This is a genomic window from Peteryoungia wuzhouensis (assembly GCF_003205195.1).
In the GTDB taxonomy this organism is placed as follows: domain Bacteria; phylum Pseudomonadota; class Alphaproteobacteria; order Rhizobiales; family Rhizobiaceae; genus Allorhizobium; species Allorhizobium wuzhouense.
In genome coordinates this window covers 210,802-225,686 of the sequence record NZ_QJRY01000001.1, presented here as the reverse complement: position 1 = coordinate 225,686, position 14,885 = coordinate 210,802, and the positions used below count along the sequence as shown (strand labels likewise).

Below are 14,885 nucleotides of genomic sequence, written 5' to 3'. Positions count from 1 at the left end.
ATCCTCAGGGATTGTCAGCCCTTCAGGAACGGCAGCGGAACGGGCTGAACGAACTGGCAGCACCCGCATTCATCGTCGCGATCGTCAGCCCGTTGGCAATCTCCACGTCCTTCTCCGTCTGCGGGCAGGCGTCCACATCGGCCAGGCACCCGCTCGCGATGAACGCGTCATTGCGGTCCAGGAAGGACGGCGACACGCCGTCGCGCCCGACGTGGTCGAGGATGTCGCTCAGCGCCTTCCGATAGACGTCGCATTTCTCGATCTGCCAGGCCGAGCGGCTGGACTGTGTTTCACCCGCCTCATCTTCAGCCTTGCCCCCTGCAGGGCATAGCGCAAGAACAGCCGATGCCAGCAGGAAACGCAGCCCGCTGCCGGCTGGCCCCTGTCTTGCCCTCATCGCACCACCTCGACCGCCAGCACGCGTCCGAGCTCTGCGATGGCCGCATCGCGCGTGGCGAGCGACGCCTCGGTCTCCGTGAGATAGATCGCCGCCACCACCGGCTTCTTCCCGGGTGGCCACATCACCGCGACGATGCCACGGGTGCCATGGCCGCCGGCCCCGGTTCGGTCCGCAATCCGCCAATCCCTGGGCACACCGGCCCGCAACAGGCCATCCGCCACCGCATTGGCTTCCATCCACCGCGTCAGCTGGCGGCGCGCCAAGGGTGCCAGCCCGTCGCCGATCAGCAGTTCCCCGATGGTGCGCGCCATGGCCTCGGGCGTCGTCGTGTCGCGCGGATCGCCGGGTGTGGCCTCGTTCAAGGCAGGCTCCATCCGGTCGAGCCGCGTGACGGTATCGCCGATGGAGCGCAGGAACGCGTTGACCCGCTTCGGGCCGCCGAGTGTCGACAACACCAGATTGGCGGCGGTGTTGTCGCTCGTGCTGAGCGTGGCGGCACACAGGTCACCGGCCGTCATGCGTGTTCCCACCCGTTTCGATGTCACGGGCGCGTGGGCCAGGAGATCCTTCGCCTCGATCTTGATGTCGCGCGACAACAGCTGGGTGCCGGCATCCAGCAGCGCGGCGCAGGCCAGGGCCTTGAACGTGCTGGCCATGGCGAAGCGTTCACCCGAACGATACTGCCACTGTCGATTGGTTTCGGTGTCCACCACCATCAGACCCAGCCGCGCGCCGAGCCGGCTTTCGACCTGGCGGGCAGCTGCCGTGATCGGCCCCTCGGCTGCGGCAAGCGGCGATGCACCCATGGCGGGCAGCAGAAGCGAAAGGTTCAGGCACAGAAGGAGAGGCAGCTTCATTGGGGATCTCCGCAACGCGAGAGAACCTCGTGCCATGCAAAACGGACGGCGAGCAGGCAAGATTGTGGCAGTCCACAGCTGCGCCGCCTTGCCGAGCCTTGCCGAGCCGGCGCGCACCCTCAGGGCGGGTCGATTGCCTCAAGATGGCCCTTCAGCCGTTTCAGGCTGTCGCGCAGGCTCTGGATTTCCGAGACATCGCAGCCGGTCTGTCCGCCGATCGCTCTCAGCACGTCGACAGCCCGCGCCTTCAGCGCACGGCCTTCCTCGGTGAGCGTGATGAACACCTGCCGTTCGTCGGCCACATCCCGGCGACGCGCGACATAACCCACCTGTTCCAGCCGCTTGAGGAGCGGAGACAGCGTGCCGGAATCGAGCCCCACCCGCTCGCCCAGGCCTTTGACGGGAAGATCGTCTTCTTCCCACAGCGCCATCATCACCACATATTGCGGATAGGTGAGGCCGAGCGGCGAGAGCAGGGGTTTGTAGGCGCGCGTGAAGGCATGCGCTGCGCCATACAGTGCAAAACACAGTTGCTTGTCGAGCCTCAGCTCTTTTTCCAGGTCGAGATCGCTGATCATGTCAGAGGAACTTCCGGGCATCAGATAGGTTGCAACAATGGCGAAAAGCCTTTCGAGATGCAATGTGCAAAAATAAATTGCACGCAACTCAATTGTGTACTACATAGGTAACCATCGCCTCGCAAACAAGGAGAACATCGAAATGGCAATCCTGTACACCGCACATGCGCATGCCACCGGCGGCCGCTCTGGCCACGGCGTGACCGATAACGGCGTCCTCGATGTAACGCTGACCACCCCGAAGGAACTCGGCGGCGACGGCGCGACCGGCACCAATCCCGAGCAGCTCTTTGCCGTCGGTTATTCCGCCTGCTTCCTCGGCGCCTTGAAGTTCGTCGCCGGCAAGGAAAAGATCAAGATCCCCGAAGACGCCAAGGTCCACGCCGATGTCGGCATCGGCCCGCGTGAAGACGGCGGCGGCTTTGGCATCGAAGTCAAGCTCACCGTCGAAGTCCCGGGCCTCGACCGCGAAACCGTCGAGCGCCTCGCAGCGGCAGCCCACATCGTCTGCCCCTACAGCCACGCCATGCGCACCTCGACCGAAGTTCCGGTCAGCGTCCGGTAAGCTCGGGCTGCTAGACAACCCCCATGATCCACCGCGAGAAGGCCGGCCTCTGTGCCGGCCTTTTTGCATCGAAAGAACTGGGGCGGCACGACCTGGTTTCGCCAACCCGCCTGTTCCGGTCACCGACCGTGCTGCCGGCATGGCCGCCAAAGCGCGGCCAGTGGGACCTCTCGGTGCTCAGTACATCGACTTCACGTAGGCCTGCTCCAGGCCTTCGTCCAACTTTCGCATGTCGTCCACATTGTCAGGTGCCGCCCCGGTTTCCTCCAGGATGAACTGCATCAGCGAGGGCATTTCGCGACGATCCTGGCGATGGTCCGGATCCCACAGATGCGAGCGACGGAAGGCCTTGGCGCAGTGGAGGAACACCTCGTCGATGGCAACGACGATGGCAAGCTTCGGCACCTTGCCGTTGACCGCCATGCGCGCCAGCAGCTCCGGATCGGTGCTGAGCTGCGCGCGGCCGTTCACGCGCAGCGTATCGTCGAAGCCGGGGATGATGAACAGCAGTCCGACGGCCGGATTGGCGATGATGTTCGACAAGGTGTCGAGCCGATTGTTGCCCGGCCGGTCGGGAACGACGATGGTCTTCGGGTCGAGGACCTGCACGAAACCGGCCGGATCACCGCGAGGGCTGACATCCGCGCGCCCGTCTGCGCTTTGCGTCCCGATGCAGAGAAATGGCGACCGCTTGATGAAGGCCTGCGCATGCACGCCAAGCTGCGTCTGGCACTTGGCAACGGCCAGATCATGCGTTGGCTCGAAGAGAGATCGCAATTGCCTCTCGTCTCTTAACCTGTGGTCCGGCTTGACCGCGTAAGCCTCCGACATCTCCACATCCTCCCGTTTTGTAATGAGGTACGTACCTCATTCTCCAGTCATATCATTCCGCGACCTCCGCTTCAACCGCCGGAGACGCGGGCATATCATGCCCCTGTCTCATCCTTGCGTGGTATGAGGCGTGGCCACGGCGGCGAAAGAAGCATCGGGGCGGGCAGGCCAGCGCCCCTGCGAGGCTGCAGGCGTGCAAGGATCAATGCGATGATCACGCGGTGCAGCCCCGAAACCCCCTTGGCAGGCCTCGCCTTTGGTCATATGGTTGCGTCACGCAACGAAAGGGCCGTCCATGCCGCAGGATCTGCCTCCCATTGATGAAATCCGAATTCAGTCGCGAAAACTTGTCCGGGCGCTCGGCTTCATGGGCGGCCCCTTTGCCGGAACCGATCTGCCACCGTCATCGGTGCATGCCCTGATCGAGATCGAAGCCACGCCGGATCTGACGGCGGTGCGTCTGTGTGAGCGCCTGCAACTGGACAAATCGAGCGTCAGCCGCCTGCTGGGCAAACTCGTCCAGTCGGGCGACGTGAGCGACGTCAGGGATGCCGGAGACGCGCGTGTCAAGCGGCTCACGCTCACCGGGCAGGGAAGGCGCCGGGTGGCGGCGATCCACGATTTCGCCCGCCGTCAGGTCGGAGCGGCGCTCCATCGTCTGCCGCCGCAGCACCACCGCACGGTGCTCGACGGTCTCAAGCTCTATGCGGGCGCGCTGGCGCCTGGGGTCGATGACGCCGCGCCGCCAATCGAGATCGTCGCGGGTTACCGCCCCGGCCTGATCGCAGACATGACCGGCATGCACATCGATTATTACGCGCGCACAGCCGGTTTCGGTCGCGCCTTCGAGGCGGTGGTGGCCGGCGGCCTCGCCGATTTCTGCAGCCGCCTCGATCATCCGGACAACGAGGTCTGGACGGTGGTCAGCACAGGGCGCATCCTCGGTTCGATTGCCATTGACGGTCAGGATCTCGCGCGCGTGCAAGGCGCCCCCGTCGCCCATCTGCGCTGGTTCATTCTTGACAACCGTTTGCGCAGCTCCGGTCTCGGGCGCCGGCTGATGGCGCAGGCGCTCGCCTTCGTCGACATCAGGGACTTTGCCAGAACCGATCTGTGGACCTTCGACGGTCTCAGCGCCGCCCGCCACCTCTATGAAACGCATGGCTTTGCGCTGGCCGAGCAGCGTCCGGGCGATCAATGGGGCAGGGAGGTTTTGGAGCAGAGGTTTACGCGCCCAGGGCCGGGTGCGGCGTCACGGGCTTAGCCTCTTTCACACTGGATCCGCGACGACGACCTGCGCATCTGGTCCGCATGGGGCTTTCCAAAGGCGGGCGGAACCCCGCGGCCCACCCTCTGCAACGCCCCATCAGACGCTCACCTCCAGCAAGCCCTGCCGCAGCACGTGCGGATCGTTCGTCAGCCCCGCCTCGATGTCGCGATGCACCTGCTTCCAGATCGGCACGGCGCTCGACAGCGCCTCGGCGCCCTCCGCCGTCAGTCGCAGAAGTCTGCCCCGCCTGTCCTTCGGGTCCGGCTCGACCGACACCCAACCACGCGTCGAAAGTGGCTTGAGCGCCGCCGTCAATGTTGTGCGATCCATGGCCAGAAGCCTGGCAACAGGTCCCATCGGCGGCGGTTCCGGTCGGTTCAACGCCATCATCAGGGAAAACTGCTGATTGGTCAGCCCCGAAGGCTTCAGCGCCGCGTCGAAGCGGCGTGCGAGCGCGCGTGCGGCACGCTGCGCATGCAGACACAGGCAAGTATCGCGCACATGAATGGTGGTGGAATAGGGAATCACAGGCAAGTTTGACATGGATTAAATATGTTGATATCAACCTATATGTCAAGAGGAGGATCAGAACAATGGAATATGCCGCTAAGTTGCCGCCGATGTCCGATCCGGCATCTCGAATCGTCTCCCGTGAAGCGTGGCTTGAAGCCCGCAAGGCCCTGCTGCAGCAGGAGAAGGAACTCACGCACCAGCGCGACAGGGTGAATGCAGCACGGCGCGCGCTGCCCTGGGTCAAGGTGGACAAGGACTACCGCTTCCAGACGCCCGAAGGCGAGAAGACGCTCTCCGATCTCTTTGAGGGCCGCAGCCAGCTGATGATCAACCATTTCATGTTCGGCCCCGACTGGGATGCCGGCTGTCCCGGCTGCTCCTTCTTCGCCGACCACATCGAAGGCATGCTGCCGCATCTCAACAATCACGACGTCACCTTCGTGACCGTATCCCGCGCGCCGCTCTCGAAGATCGAAGCCTACAAGGTCAGGATGAACTGGCATTTCCCCTGGGTCTCTTCCGCGGATAGCGATTTCAATTACGACTTCCACGTTTCCTTCACGCCGGAACAGCTGGCCTCCGGCTCGGTCACCTATAATTTCCGTCAGACACCCAGCGAAAAGGCCCATGATGAACTGCCCGGCCTCTCCTCCTTCTACAAGGACGGGCAGGGCCAGGTTTTCCATACCTATTCCCAATATGCCCGCGGCGGCGAGGAAGCCCTGGGCACGCTGATGATCCTCGACCACGCGCCGCTCGGTCGCAACGAGACGGGCACGCTGAGCTTCGTCAAGCGCAAGGACGAATATGCGCAAAAGCCGGTCGAGAAGGCCGGCTGTTGTCACTGAGGAGGTGTCGTCATGGATTTTCCCCAACCCACCGAACATCACCGCGTGCTCGATCGTTTGGTCGGCGACTGGCTCTATGTCACCTCGTCTGCCGTGGAGGGCTATGATCCCGAAGACCCGATGAAGCGTTGGACCGAGAAGGTCCGTTCCCTCGGCGGCCTCTGGGTCGTGGCCGAAGGGCAGGGCGCCATGGGCGACGGCATGCAGGCCAGCCTGGTCATGACCGTCGGCTACGATCCAAGGCTCGGCCACTATGTCGGCAGCTGGATCGGCTCGATGATGGACACGTTCTGGATCTACAAGGGCTGGCTGGAAGACGATGGCCAGACCCTGGTGCTCGAGGCGGAAGGTCCGAGCATGGAAGACCCGTCCCGAAACGAGCTTTATCGGGATGTCATTCACTTCATCGATGATGACACCAGGACCTTTTCCGGCAGCGTCCGGCAGCCGGATGGCAGTTTCAAGACCTTCATGAAAAGCGAAGCAAAACGGATCGGCTGACGGCCGGGAAAAACAGAGAGGAACTGCGCATGCACGGCACATTTATCTGGCACGAACTGATGACCCCGGACACGGCTGCGGCCAAAGCCTTTTACGGCCCGCTGCTGGGCTGGGAGCCGACCGATATGGACATGGGGGATTTTACCTACACCACCTTCGCCATTTCAGGCTTTCCGATGGGGGTCACGGGCATGATGACGCTGAGCGATGAGATGAAGGGCCAGGGCATCCCCCCGAATTGGACCGGCTACATCCATGTCGATGACGTCGACAAGACGGCAGCCGAATACGAGAGCAATGGTGGCGCCATCCATCGTGCACCGGAGGACATTCCCGGCATCGGTCGTTTTGCCGTGGTCGCCGATCCGCAAGGGGCCGTCGTCTGCATCATGACGCCCCAAATGCCCGATGGCGAGACCGGCAGCTGGCCGACCCCCGGCAGCACCGGAACCGTGGGTTGGAACGAGCTGATGGCCGGCGACTGGGAAAAGGTCTGGGACTTTTACGCCGCCCGATTCGGCTGGCAGAAGGACATGGCCGTCGATATGGACGCCATGGGCATCTACCAGACCTTCAAGCTGGGCGAGCGTGGCATTGGCGGCATGATGACGAAGCGTCCGGAAATGCCCATGCCCTATTGGGGTTTCTACTTCATCGTCCCGGCCATTGATGCGGCGGTCGAAAAGGTGAAGTCGCTCGGCGGGCAGGTGCTGATGGAGCCGCACCCGGTTCCGGGTGGCTCCTGGATCGCTGCCTGCCAGGATCCGCAGGGCGCCTATTTCAACCTGACGGCAGGGGCGCGGTAGTCGCAACTGCGCCTGGAGCGTTTTCAGCCAAAGCGCTGGCCGGCTCTCTCCCAGCCATGGGGGAGATGCCGGTCTGGCGTTGCAGATTGTGGATCAATGACACAGCCTGAAGCCGTCGAGACGGGTCACGGCGGGAAACTCTGGCGGGATAGTCGGATGTCTGAGGGTCGTTTCGACCGTCAGCCGCGCTTGACGGCAGCCTTGCGCACGGCGCGCTTCTTCGGCGCCGGGGCGTTTTCGGCTTCCAGTGCCTCGCGCTGAAGGCGCAGCGCCTTCAAGGCTTCGGTCTTCTTCTCGCGCGCCACGGCTTCGGCCTCGATCAGCGAACGTGCAACGCTGTCGGTCGTGGCCGCCTTGTCCTGGGGCGAAACCTTTTCAGGCTTGAAAAACGTGTCTTTGGTGGCGGTCATGTCCGGTCCTTCCTGCAGGGATGTGCGTGTCGGCTCTGGGGCATTTCCAGCAAAAGGATGAAGCGGCTTTGCGGGCGGAAATGCGGAAAAACAAACAGGGAGAGCATTTAAGGGGCGCCGCTTGAAACGGATGCTCTCAGTCGACGGGCGTGCCCCGACGGGACGGAGTGGGGACGGAATACAGTCGGCAGGCGATCCGCGCGCCCTGGGGCGCACGGATGGATTGGGCGGTCTTAGCGAGCGCCGCCGCGAACGGCAGCCTTCTTCGGCGCCGGCAGCAGGCCTTCGCGCTGCATCTTCTTGCGCGCCAGCTTGCGCTGACGGCGAACGGCTTCTGCCTTTTCGCGAACGCGCTTTTCCGACGGCTTTTCGAATGCGCTGCGCGCCTTCATTTCGCGGAACAGGCCTTCGCGCTGCATCTTCTTCTTGAGCACGCGGAGTGCCTGGTCGACGTTGTTGTCACGAACGAGAACTTGCACGGTCGTTTCCTTTCCGGGCTTGGGGCCCGATTATCTCGAGTTTCGGATGAGGGGTGCGTAAGAGAAAACGCGCCAAGCCCCGGCGAAGATCCCGAACGGGTCGGGATGAATGGGCTGTCGTATAACCTGTCGGCAGGCCATAGACAAAACAAAAAAGGCCGGGCAACACCCGACCTTTCCTCGTCACTCTACCCCGCAAGCCGACGAAACGACGAAGAGCGGGGCGAGCGACAAATCCTTAAGCGGCGCGCAGGTTGTCGGCCGAGCTCTTGCCCGAACGCTTGTCCTGGACCAGATCGTAAGCGATCTTCTGACCTTCGACGAGGTCACGCATGCCAGCGCGCTGAACTGCGGAGATGTGGACGAACACGTCGGCAGAGCCTTCATCCGGCTGGATGAAGCCAAAACCCTTGGTGCTGTTGAACCACTTGACGGTACCTGTGTTCATAACGATTTCCTTTCAATCGTTGGGCTTGCCGGAGAGACATTCGACCGGCGGTATATCGACGTTGAAGGAAATCTGGCGTGCGCTTGAGGCGCGTAGACAAAGTCACTCGCAATCTTCGATGGCGGCAATATAGGGACTCTGCCTCGTGGTGACAAGTGAAAATCCGCCGCCGGCAGGACTTGCCGTGGCGGGCCGCCTGCCGGCAATCACCCAATCGCTTGGAGAATAGGGTCTTTCCCGATCATTCCCGGTCCGGTTTCTCCCCGGCACAACGATCGGTTTCACCGGTAACGGCGCCTTGCAGACCCCTTGCCGACCGCGCCATCTCTTTATTCACCTTATCGCAATATATTTGCAAATGCTGTCAGTCTCTACAAAAAGAGTACAACGATTCTTCACGGACACCTGCTATGAAGCCGCCTGCGTGATCGTCTGAGAGCCGAGTGGCCGCAGGCGTTTTGCGCTGGACCATCTCTCACCAACGGGCACATCCGATGAACAAGTTTCTTGCCACCACGGCAATCATCCTCCTGACCGCGGGCACCTCGCTCGCCGGCACCTTCACCTTCCCCTCGGACGAGCCGGCGGCCACCGTCGAAATCCCGGATGACTGGCAGCCGACCGAAACCGACTACGGCGTCGAAGGCAATTCGCCCGACCACGGCACCTACATCTCCTTCGACGTCGCCGGCGCGGAAGACATGGAAAAGGTCATCAGCGACACCTTCGCGTTCCTCGAACAGAACGGCGTGACCCCGGATCCGGCCAGCCAGACCGAATCGAAGGGCGAACAGAACGGCATGGCCTACGAGACCCTGTCGTGGAAGGGCACCGACAAGGAAGGCCCGGTCACCATCGGCGTCGGCATCGTGACCCTCTCGCCCGAGAAGATCGCCATCGTCACCTACTGGGCATCGGCCGAAACCGAAGAAAAGAATATGCCGGAAGTCAACAAGATCCTGTCTTCGATCAAGCCGGCCGGCTGATCACGGGTCTTTGCCCTCCAGTCATCGACGCCCCGGCTCTCGTCCGCCGGGGCGTTTTGCGTTCTCATGTTGTCCTGCGCATCGGTCGAAATTGCCGCATCCGGCCGAGCATCCGAGTTCCGGGGCGACAAGCGGCGCGCGACCTGCTAGGAGGGCGCACCCGTTCCTGGGAGGGCGGGCCGATTTCTCCCGTCACGAAAGCCAGCCGACCATGACCACCCCTTCGGGCCTCTCCCTTGGATGCCCAGAGCCGCGTGCGCTGCTGTTGCACGTTGCAATCCGTCTTGCGACCGAGCGTCGCCATCCTTTGTCTGGAGGTGCCGCATGAGTGCCGCTATCGACTACAGCAACGACATTGCCATCGCGGACGAGACACCCGACGCGAAGATGTGGCTGAAGATCGTCAATGCCTACCGCAAGCCGCGCCTGGCGCGCAGCACTTTCGAACTCGCCATCACCATCGTGCCCTTCGTCATGCTCTGGCTCGGCGCGCTCTTGAGCTACCATTTCGCCTTCTGGCCGGGCCTCGTGCTGACAGTGCCGGCGGCCGCCTTCCTGCTGCGCCTTTTCATCATCCAGCATGATTGCGGCCACGGCGCCTTCTTCGCCCGCCGCAGCGTCGACGACTGGACCGGCCGCATCCTGGGCGTGCTCACCTTCACGCCTTACGATTACTGGCGCCGGGCGCATGCCGAACACCATGCCACCGCTGGCAATCTCGACGAACGCGGCGTCGGCGATATCACTACGCTCACGGTCGCCGAATACAAGGCGCTCTCCGCCTGGGGTCGCTTCGGCTACCGCCTCTATCGCCACCCGATCATCCTCTTCGGCGTCGGCCCGGCCTGGGTCTTCCTCTTGAAGCAGCGCCTGCCGATCGGCATGATGAAGGAAGGCGCGCTGCCCTGGATCTCGACCATGGCCACCAATCTCGGCATGGCGCTCTTCGCCGCCCTGATGATCTGGGCCGTCGGCCTCTGGCCCTTCCTCGTCGTGCATCTGCCGATCGTGCTCTTGGCCGGTGCCGCCGGCATCTGGCTCTTTTATGTCCAGCACCAGTTCGAGGACACCCACTGGTCGGCCCCGCCGGAATGGCAGTTCCAGCACGCAGCGCTCCACGGCGCATCCCATTACGATCTGCCCTGGGGCCTGCGCTGGCTGACCGGCCATATTGGCGTGCACCATGTGCATCACCTGTCGAGCAAGATCCCCTTCTACCGTCTGCCGGAGGTTCTCCGCGACCATCCGGAGCTGAAGACCATCAGCCGCATCACCCTGAAGGAAAGCTTCGCCTGCGTGAAGCTCGTGCTCTGGGACGAAAAACTCGGCCGTCTCGTGTCGTTCCGCGAGGCAAACCGGCTGGCTGTGGTTGCCTGATTAAAAACAGGCTATGGCAGGGTGCAAGCCTGTCTGGCCGAGAGAAACAAGCCTGCCGCACCACCCGTGCAGCAGGCTTTTTTGTTGCCTTTCAGGCGGAGGCCGGCGCGGTTGAGCCACCTGTCCGCCACCCCGCAATCCACAGCCGCCTGAGCGCCTCGCCCTCGCCAACAAACCCCGAGCCCGTCGGTTCACAGGTGAGCACCCGGTCGATGCGGAAATTGCGGATGCCGTCGCGCAGCTCGCACCAGCCGACGACCACCGCCGCCTCGGAATAATAGATCAGCGTAACCGGCCGGATGATCCGATGGGTCACATTGGCCTGCTCGTCGCGATAGTCGATCGCCAGTTTCTCCTCGTCGCGGATCGCCCGGCGCACAAGGCCGAGATCGACCGCGTCGGCAGTCGGGATGGCGCTGCCCCAGGCATGCAGCGCGCGCGACGAGAGCGCCTGGCGCAAGGGGGCAGGCAGGGCCGCCGCGATCTTGTCGAGCACGCGACCCGAAGCCTCGCCGAGCTCCCGGTCGCCGGTGCGCTTGTTGAGCGCCATGCCAAGCACGATCGCCTCCGTCTCCTCCGCGGAAAACATCAACGGCGGCAGGTGAAAACCGGGCCGTAGGATATAGCCGATGCCGCGCTCGCCCTCGATTGGCACGCGCATCGCCTGGAGCGCGGCGATGTCGCGGTAGATCGAGCGCTCACTGACCTCCAGCCGCTCGGCCATCTGCTGTGCGGTTAGCGGCTGGTTGGCGAGCCTGAGGATCTGGATGATTTCGAATAGCCGGGAGGCCTTGCGCATGCGGTCACCTCGTCACTCCTGACACATCTCTGTCAGTTGGCCCTCTGTATAGCACGCCCCAACACGCTGAAAAACCGGCGTGATCGAGTCATCAGACAGATCAGACACGACAGGCAACTGACATGACCTACACCGAAAACCTCTGGCTTTTCACCCTGCTTCTCACCGGCATCATCGTCGTCCCCGGCATGGATATGCTCTTCGTTCTCGCCAATGCGCTGACCGGCGGCCGCCGCGCCGGTCTGGCCGCCACCTTTGGCATGATGGCCGGCGGCGCCTGCCACACGCTCTTAGGCACTGTCGCCGTGGCAGCGCTCTCGACGCTCATCCCGACGCTAAGCCCTGTGATGCTGGTGCTTGGCGCAGGCTATATGATCTGGATCGGGATGAGCCTCGCCCGCAGCAGCATCACCGTCGACCATGTCGAAGGCGAAGCGCGCCGCGCCACGATCAAGATCTTCGCGCAGGGGCTGCTCACCTGCCTGCTCAACCCCAAGGCCTGGACCTTCATCCTCGCCGTCTATCCGCCATTCATGAAGCCGGTCTATGGCCCCTTCTGGTCACAGGCCCTCGTCATGGGCGCCCTCACCATGGCCATCCAACTAATCGTCTATGGCGGCCTAGCGCTCGCCGCCGCCCGGGGCCGCGAGGCGCTGGTCTCAAACCCCGGCCTCACCATTGCCATCGGCCGTGCTGCCGGCTGGCTGCTGGTGGCTGTCGCGGCTTACATGCTGGTCAGGAGCTGGCAGGGCTGGTGATGGCTTCCAGGCGCTTTTCCATGAAGAGGCTGAGCGGATCGGCCGTGTAGCCGCCGAAGGGCGGGATCTCGAGATAGCCCGCTTTGCGATAAAGCCCGATTGCTTCCGGCTGATAGATGCCCGTCTCAAGCCGGAGGATATGGATCTGTCGTCGCAGCGCTTCCTCTTCCAGCCGCGCCAGCAACAGCTTGCCCAGCTTCAGCCCGCGGGCCACCTCGTCGACGAACATGCGCTTGATCTCGCCGGTCCCGTCGCCCTGGCCGACAAGGGCCGCACAGCCGAGGATCGCGTCGCCCGCCCGCGCCACGAAGAAGGAGACATTCTGCTGTTCGATTTCGTCGAGCGGCAGCATATGATTGCTCTCCGCCGGATAAAGCGAGGCTGCATAGGCGTTCGACTGTTCCAGCAACCGGATGACACCCGCCTGGCGCGGGGATTCCTGGATGATGCGGAGAGCGGTCTGCATGGGTCTGTCGGGATCAGGGAAAGGGTCTGATTGCGGATGGCCAGGCGCTTTCAAAGCCCGACCGCCTTGCGCAGCGCCTCGTTCATCCGCGACTGCCATCCCTCGCCACCCGCCTTGAATCGCTCGATCACTTCCGCATCGAGCCGCAGACTGATCGCCTTCTTCGGGCTGTCCGCCTTCGGTCGTCCGAGCTTGCGGTCGATCGAGGCAGCCAGTTCGGGAAACACCTCGCGGAAGGGGCGCAATTCCTTGAGTTCCGCCTCTGTCATTTCGGGGTTGTCGCTCACTTCGTCCCAGTCCGCGCGGGTATAACCGCGTCCTTCGACGAAACCATCGGTTTTGGGCTTCTGCGCCTTCATCGCAACCACGTCCTTTCTTTGGCATGGGCCGTCCGCATCGAGATGATCGACAGGCCTTGCGTGCCGAGATGAACGAAGATGACGGCGACCACGCCGTTCTCCAGCCGTCCGATCGCCTGCAGGCGTCCCCGTTTTGCCGAGCGGATCAGCGCGCGATCGAAGAAGTCGAGCGACAGGTCGGCGAAATCCAGACCATGCTTCTCGATATTGGCAAGCCGCTTCGGTTCATCCCAGACGATGATCATATTTTATGTATATACGGAAATTCCGCAAGCCGGCATCCTGTCGATTGAGGGGAAACCGCTCAGTTCCGGGCTGGCAACAGGATCACCGCCGCCCCCACAAGGCAGATCGCCGCCCCGACAAGGTCGAACCTGTCGGGCCGCTGTCCCTCGACCAGCCACAGCCAGAGAAGCGACGCCGCGATATAGACCCCGCCATAGGCCGCATAGGCGCGGCCCGCAGCCTCGGATGGCACCAGCGTCAGAAGCCAGGCAAAAAGGGCAAGCGAGACAAGGCCGGGCATAAGCCACAATGGCGAACGGTCGAGCTTCAGCCAGGCCCAGAAGGCGAAACAGCCGGCGATTTCCGCAAGAGCAGCGAGGGGATAGATCAGCAAGGTCATAAACTGATCCTGCCATGTCGACTATTCGGGCGAAAGGACAAACCTCAGGCAGAGCGCCCCTGCAGATTGAGGATCTGGCAGACGCGCGGCACCATCTCGGCTTCCTTCGGGAAGCAGACGAAGAAGCCCTGCACGCTGTCGAAGCCGAGTTGCACGGCGGTTTCCATCTGGTCTTCGTTCTCGACCCCGGCGGCTGTCACGATCAGCCCGAGATCGTGGCCGAGCGAAATCACATGTTTGACGATCGCCTTGTCGACCGGATTGGTGAGCGCGCTGCGCATCAGGCCGTGATCGATCTTCAGCCGCCGGAACGGATGCTGCCTGAGCGCCGAAAGCCCCGCATGGGTCGCGCCGAAATTGTCGAGTGCCAGCGAGAAGCCGCAATAATGCAGCGCCTCGAGCGCCAGTCCCACCTTCTTGGCCTGCGGCCCGTAGAAGGCGGTTTCCGGCACTTCGATTTCCAGCATGTCGGCAGTCAGGTTATGGGCGTCCATCATCTCCGACAGCCACAGGGCAAAATCGCCGGAGCAGAGGTCGAAGGCGGTGGTGTTGACGGCAATGCGGCCGAAATCGTGCCCTGCGGCGCGCCATTGCGCAGCCTGCGACAGGGTCTTTTCCAGAACGAAATCCCGGATCGACAGGGACAGCGCCGGATCGTGGAAGATGGCGCGAAACTCCTGGGCGGCGGCCAGCATGTTTGGCCGGGTGCGCCAGCGCAAAAGCGTCTCCAGGCTGTCCACCTCGCGGTGGTCCACCGAATAGACCGGCTGATAGATCAATTCGAAGTGGCCGCGATCAAGCGCCCGCTTCGCATTGTTCACCAGAACGAGTTGATCCAGACTGCTGTCCACGCTCCACCTCATGCCGCACCGGCGGACACCGACACAATGTCACCGCCCACTTTACACCAGGAAGGGTTGCCCGGAGATGAACAAATCACAAAACATGAGGATAAGCTTTCATCTTTCACTTTTTGGCCCTGACTTTGCACCTGTCTCACCTCGGCACA

22 protein-coding genes are annotated in these 14,885 nt (G+C 62.9%); 8 read left to right on the top strand and 14 right to left on the bottom strand.

Annotation, left to right across the window (positions count from 1 at the left end; all coding sequences use genetic code 11):
• Positions 1–22: 22 nt before the first annotated feature.
• The 3 genes from DMY87_RS01225 to DMY87_RS01215 all read right to left on the bottom strand — a co-directional run bounded on the left by DMY87_RS01225 (position 23) and on the right by DMY87_RS01215 (position 1,835).
• Positions 23–397 (bottom strand): hypothetical protein, encoded by a 375-nt coding sequence (locus DMY87_RS01225; protein ID WP_110789471.1) that lies wholly within the window; start codon positions 395–397, stop codon positions 23–25.
• The gene (gene bla, locus DMY87_RS01220; RefSeq protein ID WP_110789470.1) at positions 394–1,257 is read right to left on the bottom strand and encodes a class A beta-lactamase; all 864 of its coding nucleotides are present in this window, start codon (positions 1,255–1,257) and stop codon (positions 394–396) included. The genes DMY87_RS01225 and bla overlap by 4 nt, the downstream gene beginning before the upstream one ends.
• Positions 1,258–1,376: 119 nt before the next feature.
• Positions 1,377–1,835, bottom strand: a complete 459-nt coding sequence (locus DMY87_RS01215) for a MarR family winged helix-turn-helix transcriptional regulator (protein ID WP_165826118.1) — start codon at positions 1,833–1,835, stop codon at positions 1,377–1,379.
• Between the two features lie 142 nt (positions 1,836–1,977).
• Between DMY87_RS01215 and DMY87_RS01210 the strand changes: the two genes are divergently transcribed.
• Positions 1,978–2,400: an organic hydroperoxide resistance protein gene (locus tag DMY87_RS01210; protein ID WP_110789469.1), complete on the top strand. Its 423-nt coding sequence runs from the start codon at positions 1,978–1,980 to the stop codon at positions 2,398–2,400.
• 177 nt (positions 2,401–2,577) lie between these two features.
• Here DMY87_RS01210 and DMY87_RS01205 read toward each other — a convergent pair whose 3' ends face one another.
• Complete coding sequence (locus DMY87_RS01205) at positions 2,578–3,231, bottom strand: pyridoxamine 5'-phosphate oxidase family protein (protein WP_110789468.1); 654 nt, start codon at positions 3,229–3,231, stop codon at positions 2,578–2,580.
• Between the two features lie 295 nt (positions 3,232–3,526).
• Between DMY87_RS01205 and DMY87_RS01200 the strand changes: the two genes are divergently transcribed.
• The gene (locus DMY87_RS01200) at positions 3,527–4,495 is read left to right on the top strand and encodes a bifunctional helix-turn-helix transcriptional regulator/GNAT family N-acetyltransferase (RefSeq protein ID WP_110789467.1); all 969 of its coding nucleotides are present in this window, start codon (positions 3,527–3,529) and stop codon (positions 4,493–4,495) included.
• Between the two features lie 102 nt (positions 4,496–4,597).
• Here DMY87_RS01200 and DMY87_RS01195 read toward each other — a convergent pair whose 3' ends face one another.
• Complete coding sequence (locus tag DMY87_RS01195; protein WP_110789466.1) at positions 4,598–5,044, bottom strand: MarR family winged helix-turn-helix transcriptional regulator; 447 nt, start codon at positions 5,042–5,044, stop codon at positions 4,598–4,600.
• A gap of 50 nt (positions 5,045–5,094) precedes the next feature.
• Here DMY87_RS01195 and DMY87_RS01190 point away from each other — a divergent pair, with 50 nt between their 5' ends.
• The 3 genes from DMY87_RS01190 to DMY87_RS01180 are packed head-to-tail and all read left to right on the top strand — an operon-like array spanning position 5,095 to position 7,169.
• On the top strand, positions 5,095–5,862 hold the full coding sequence (locus DMY87_RS01190) for a DUF899 domain-containing protein (protein WP_245408795.1): 768 nt from the start codon (positions 5,095–5,097) through the stop codon (positions 5,860–5,862).
• Positions 5,863–5,874: 12 nt separating this feature from the next.
• Complete coding sequence (locus tag DMY87_RS01185) at positions 5,875–6,363, top strand: DUF1579 domain-containing protein (protein ID WP_110789465.1); 489 nt, start codon at positions 5,875–5,877, stop codon at positions 6,361–6,363.
• A gap of 29 nt (positions 6,364–6,392) precedes the next feature.
• A complete protein-coding gene (locus tag DMY87_RS01180) occupies positions 6,393–7,169 on the top strand; it encodes a VOC family protein (protein ID WP_110789464.1) in 777 nt (258 codons plus the stop codon).
• Between the two features lie 179 nt (positions 7,170–7,348).
• On the opposite strand, the gene DMY87_RS01175 is transcribed toward DMY87_RS01180, so the two are convergent.
• The 3 genes from DMY87_RS01175 to DMY87_RS01165 all read right to left on the bottom strand — a co-directional run bounded on the left by DMY87_RS01175 (position 7,349) and on the right by DMY87_RS01165 (position 8,506).
• Complete coding sequence (locus tag DMY87_RS01175) at positions 7,349–7,579, bottom strand: hypothetical protein (RefSeq protein ID WP_110789463.1); 231 nt, start codon at positions 7,577–7,579, stop codon at positions 7,349–7,351.
• A gap of 233 nt (positions 7,580–7,812) precedes the next feature.
• Entirely contained in the window at positions 7,813–8,058 is a 246-nt protein-coding gene (rpsU, locus tag DMY87_RS01170) for a 30S ribosomal protein S21 (RefSeq protein ID WP_110789462.1), read from the bottom strand.
• 238 nt (positions 8,059–8,296) lie between these two features.
• Complete coding sequence (locus tag DMY87_RS01165; RefSeq protein WP_110789461.1) at positions 8,297–8,506, bottom strand: cold-shock protein; 210 nt, start codon at positions 8,504–8,506, stop codon at positions 8,297–8,299.
• Between the two features lie 494 nt (positions 8,507–9,000).
• On the opposite strand from DMY87_RS01165, the gene DMY87_RS01160 reads away from it, so the two are divergent.
• Complete coding sequence (locus DMY87_RS01160; RefSeq protein WP_110790322.1) at positions 9,001–9,492, top strand: histidine kinase; 492 nt, start codon at positions 9,001–9,003, stop codon at positions 9,490–9,492.
• Between the two features lie 324 nt (positions 9,493–9,816).
• Positions 9,817–10,869: a fatty acid desaturase gene (locus DMY87_RS01155; protein ID WP_110789460.1), complete on the top strand. Its 1,053-nt coding sequence runs from the start codon at positions 9,817–9,819 to the stop codon at positions 10,867–10,869.
• A gap of 91 nt (positions 10,870–10,960) precedes the next feature.
• Here the strand turns inward: DMY87_RS01155 and DMY87_RS01150 are convergent, their stop codons facing one another.
• Positions 10,961–11,668, bottom strand: coding sequence for a helix-turn-helix transcriptional regulator (locus DMY87_RS01150; RefSeq protein WP_110789459.1), 708 nt, complete (start codon positions 11,666–11,668; stop codon positions 10,961–10,963).
• A gap of 122 nt (positions 11,669–11,790) precedes the next feature.
• Here DMY87_RS01150 and DMY87_RS01145 point away from each other — a divergent pair, with 122 nt between their 5' ends.
• Positions 11,791–12,426, top strand: coding sequence for a LysE family translocator (locus DMY87_RS01145; protein WP_110789458.1), 636 nt, complete (start codon positions 11,791–11,793; stop codon positions 12,424–12,426).
• On the opposite strand, the gene DMY87_RS01140 is transcribed toward DMY87_RS01145, so the two are convergent.
• Genes DMY87_RS01140 through DMY87_RS01120 form a run of 5 tightly spaced genes read right to left on the bottom strand, consistent with a single transcriptional unit; the run spans position 12,404 to position 14,727 of the window.
• The gene (locus DMY87_RS01140; protein WP_110789457.1) at positions 12,404–12,892 is read right to left on the bottom strand and encodes a GNAT family N-acetyltransferase; all 489 of its coding nucleotides are present in this window, start codon (positions 12,890–12,892) and stop codon (positions 12,404–12,406) included. The two genes, DMY87_RS01145 and DMY87_RS01140, sit on opposite strands and share 23 nt — an antisense overlap.
• Positions 12,893–12,942: 50 nt before the next feature.
• A complete protein-coding gene (locus DMY87_RS01135; protein ID WP_110789456.1) occupies positions 12,943–13,251 on the bottom strand; it encodes a BrnA antitoxin family protein in 309 nt (102 codons plus the stop codon).
• Positions 13,248–13,496, bottom strand: a complete 249-nt coding sequence (locus DMY87_RS01130; protein WP_110789455.1) for a BrnT family toxin — start codon at positions 13,494–13,496, stop codon at positions 13,248–13,250. The genes DMY87_RS01135 and DMY87_RS01130 overlap by 4 nt, the downstream gene beginning before the upstream one ends.
• A gap of 59 nt (positions 13,497–13,555) precedes the next feature.
• Positions 13,556–13,876, bottom strand: coding sequence for a YnfA family protein (locus DMY87_RS01125; RefSeq protein WP_110789454.1), 321 nt, complete (start codon positions 13,874–13,876; stop codon positions 13,556–13,558).
• Between the two features lie 44 nt (positions 13,877–13,920).
• Entirely contained in the window at positions 13,921–14,727 is an 807-nt protein-coding gene (locus tag DMY87_RS01120) for an EAL domain-containing protein (protein WP_245408794.1), read from the bottom strand.
• Between the last annotated feature and the right edge of the window lie 158 nt (positions 14,728–14,885).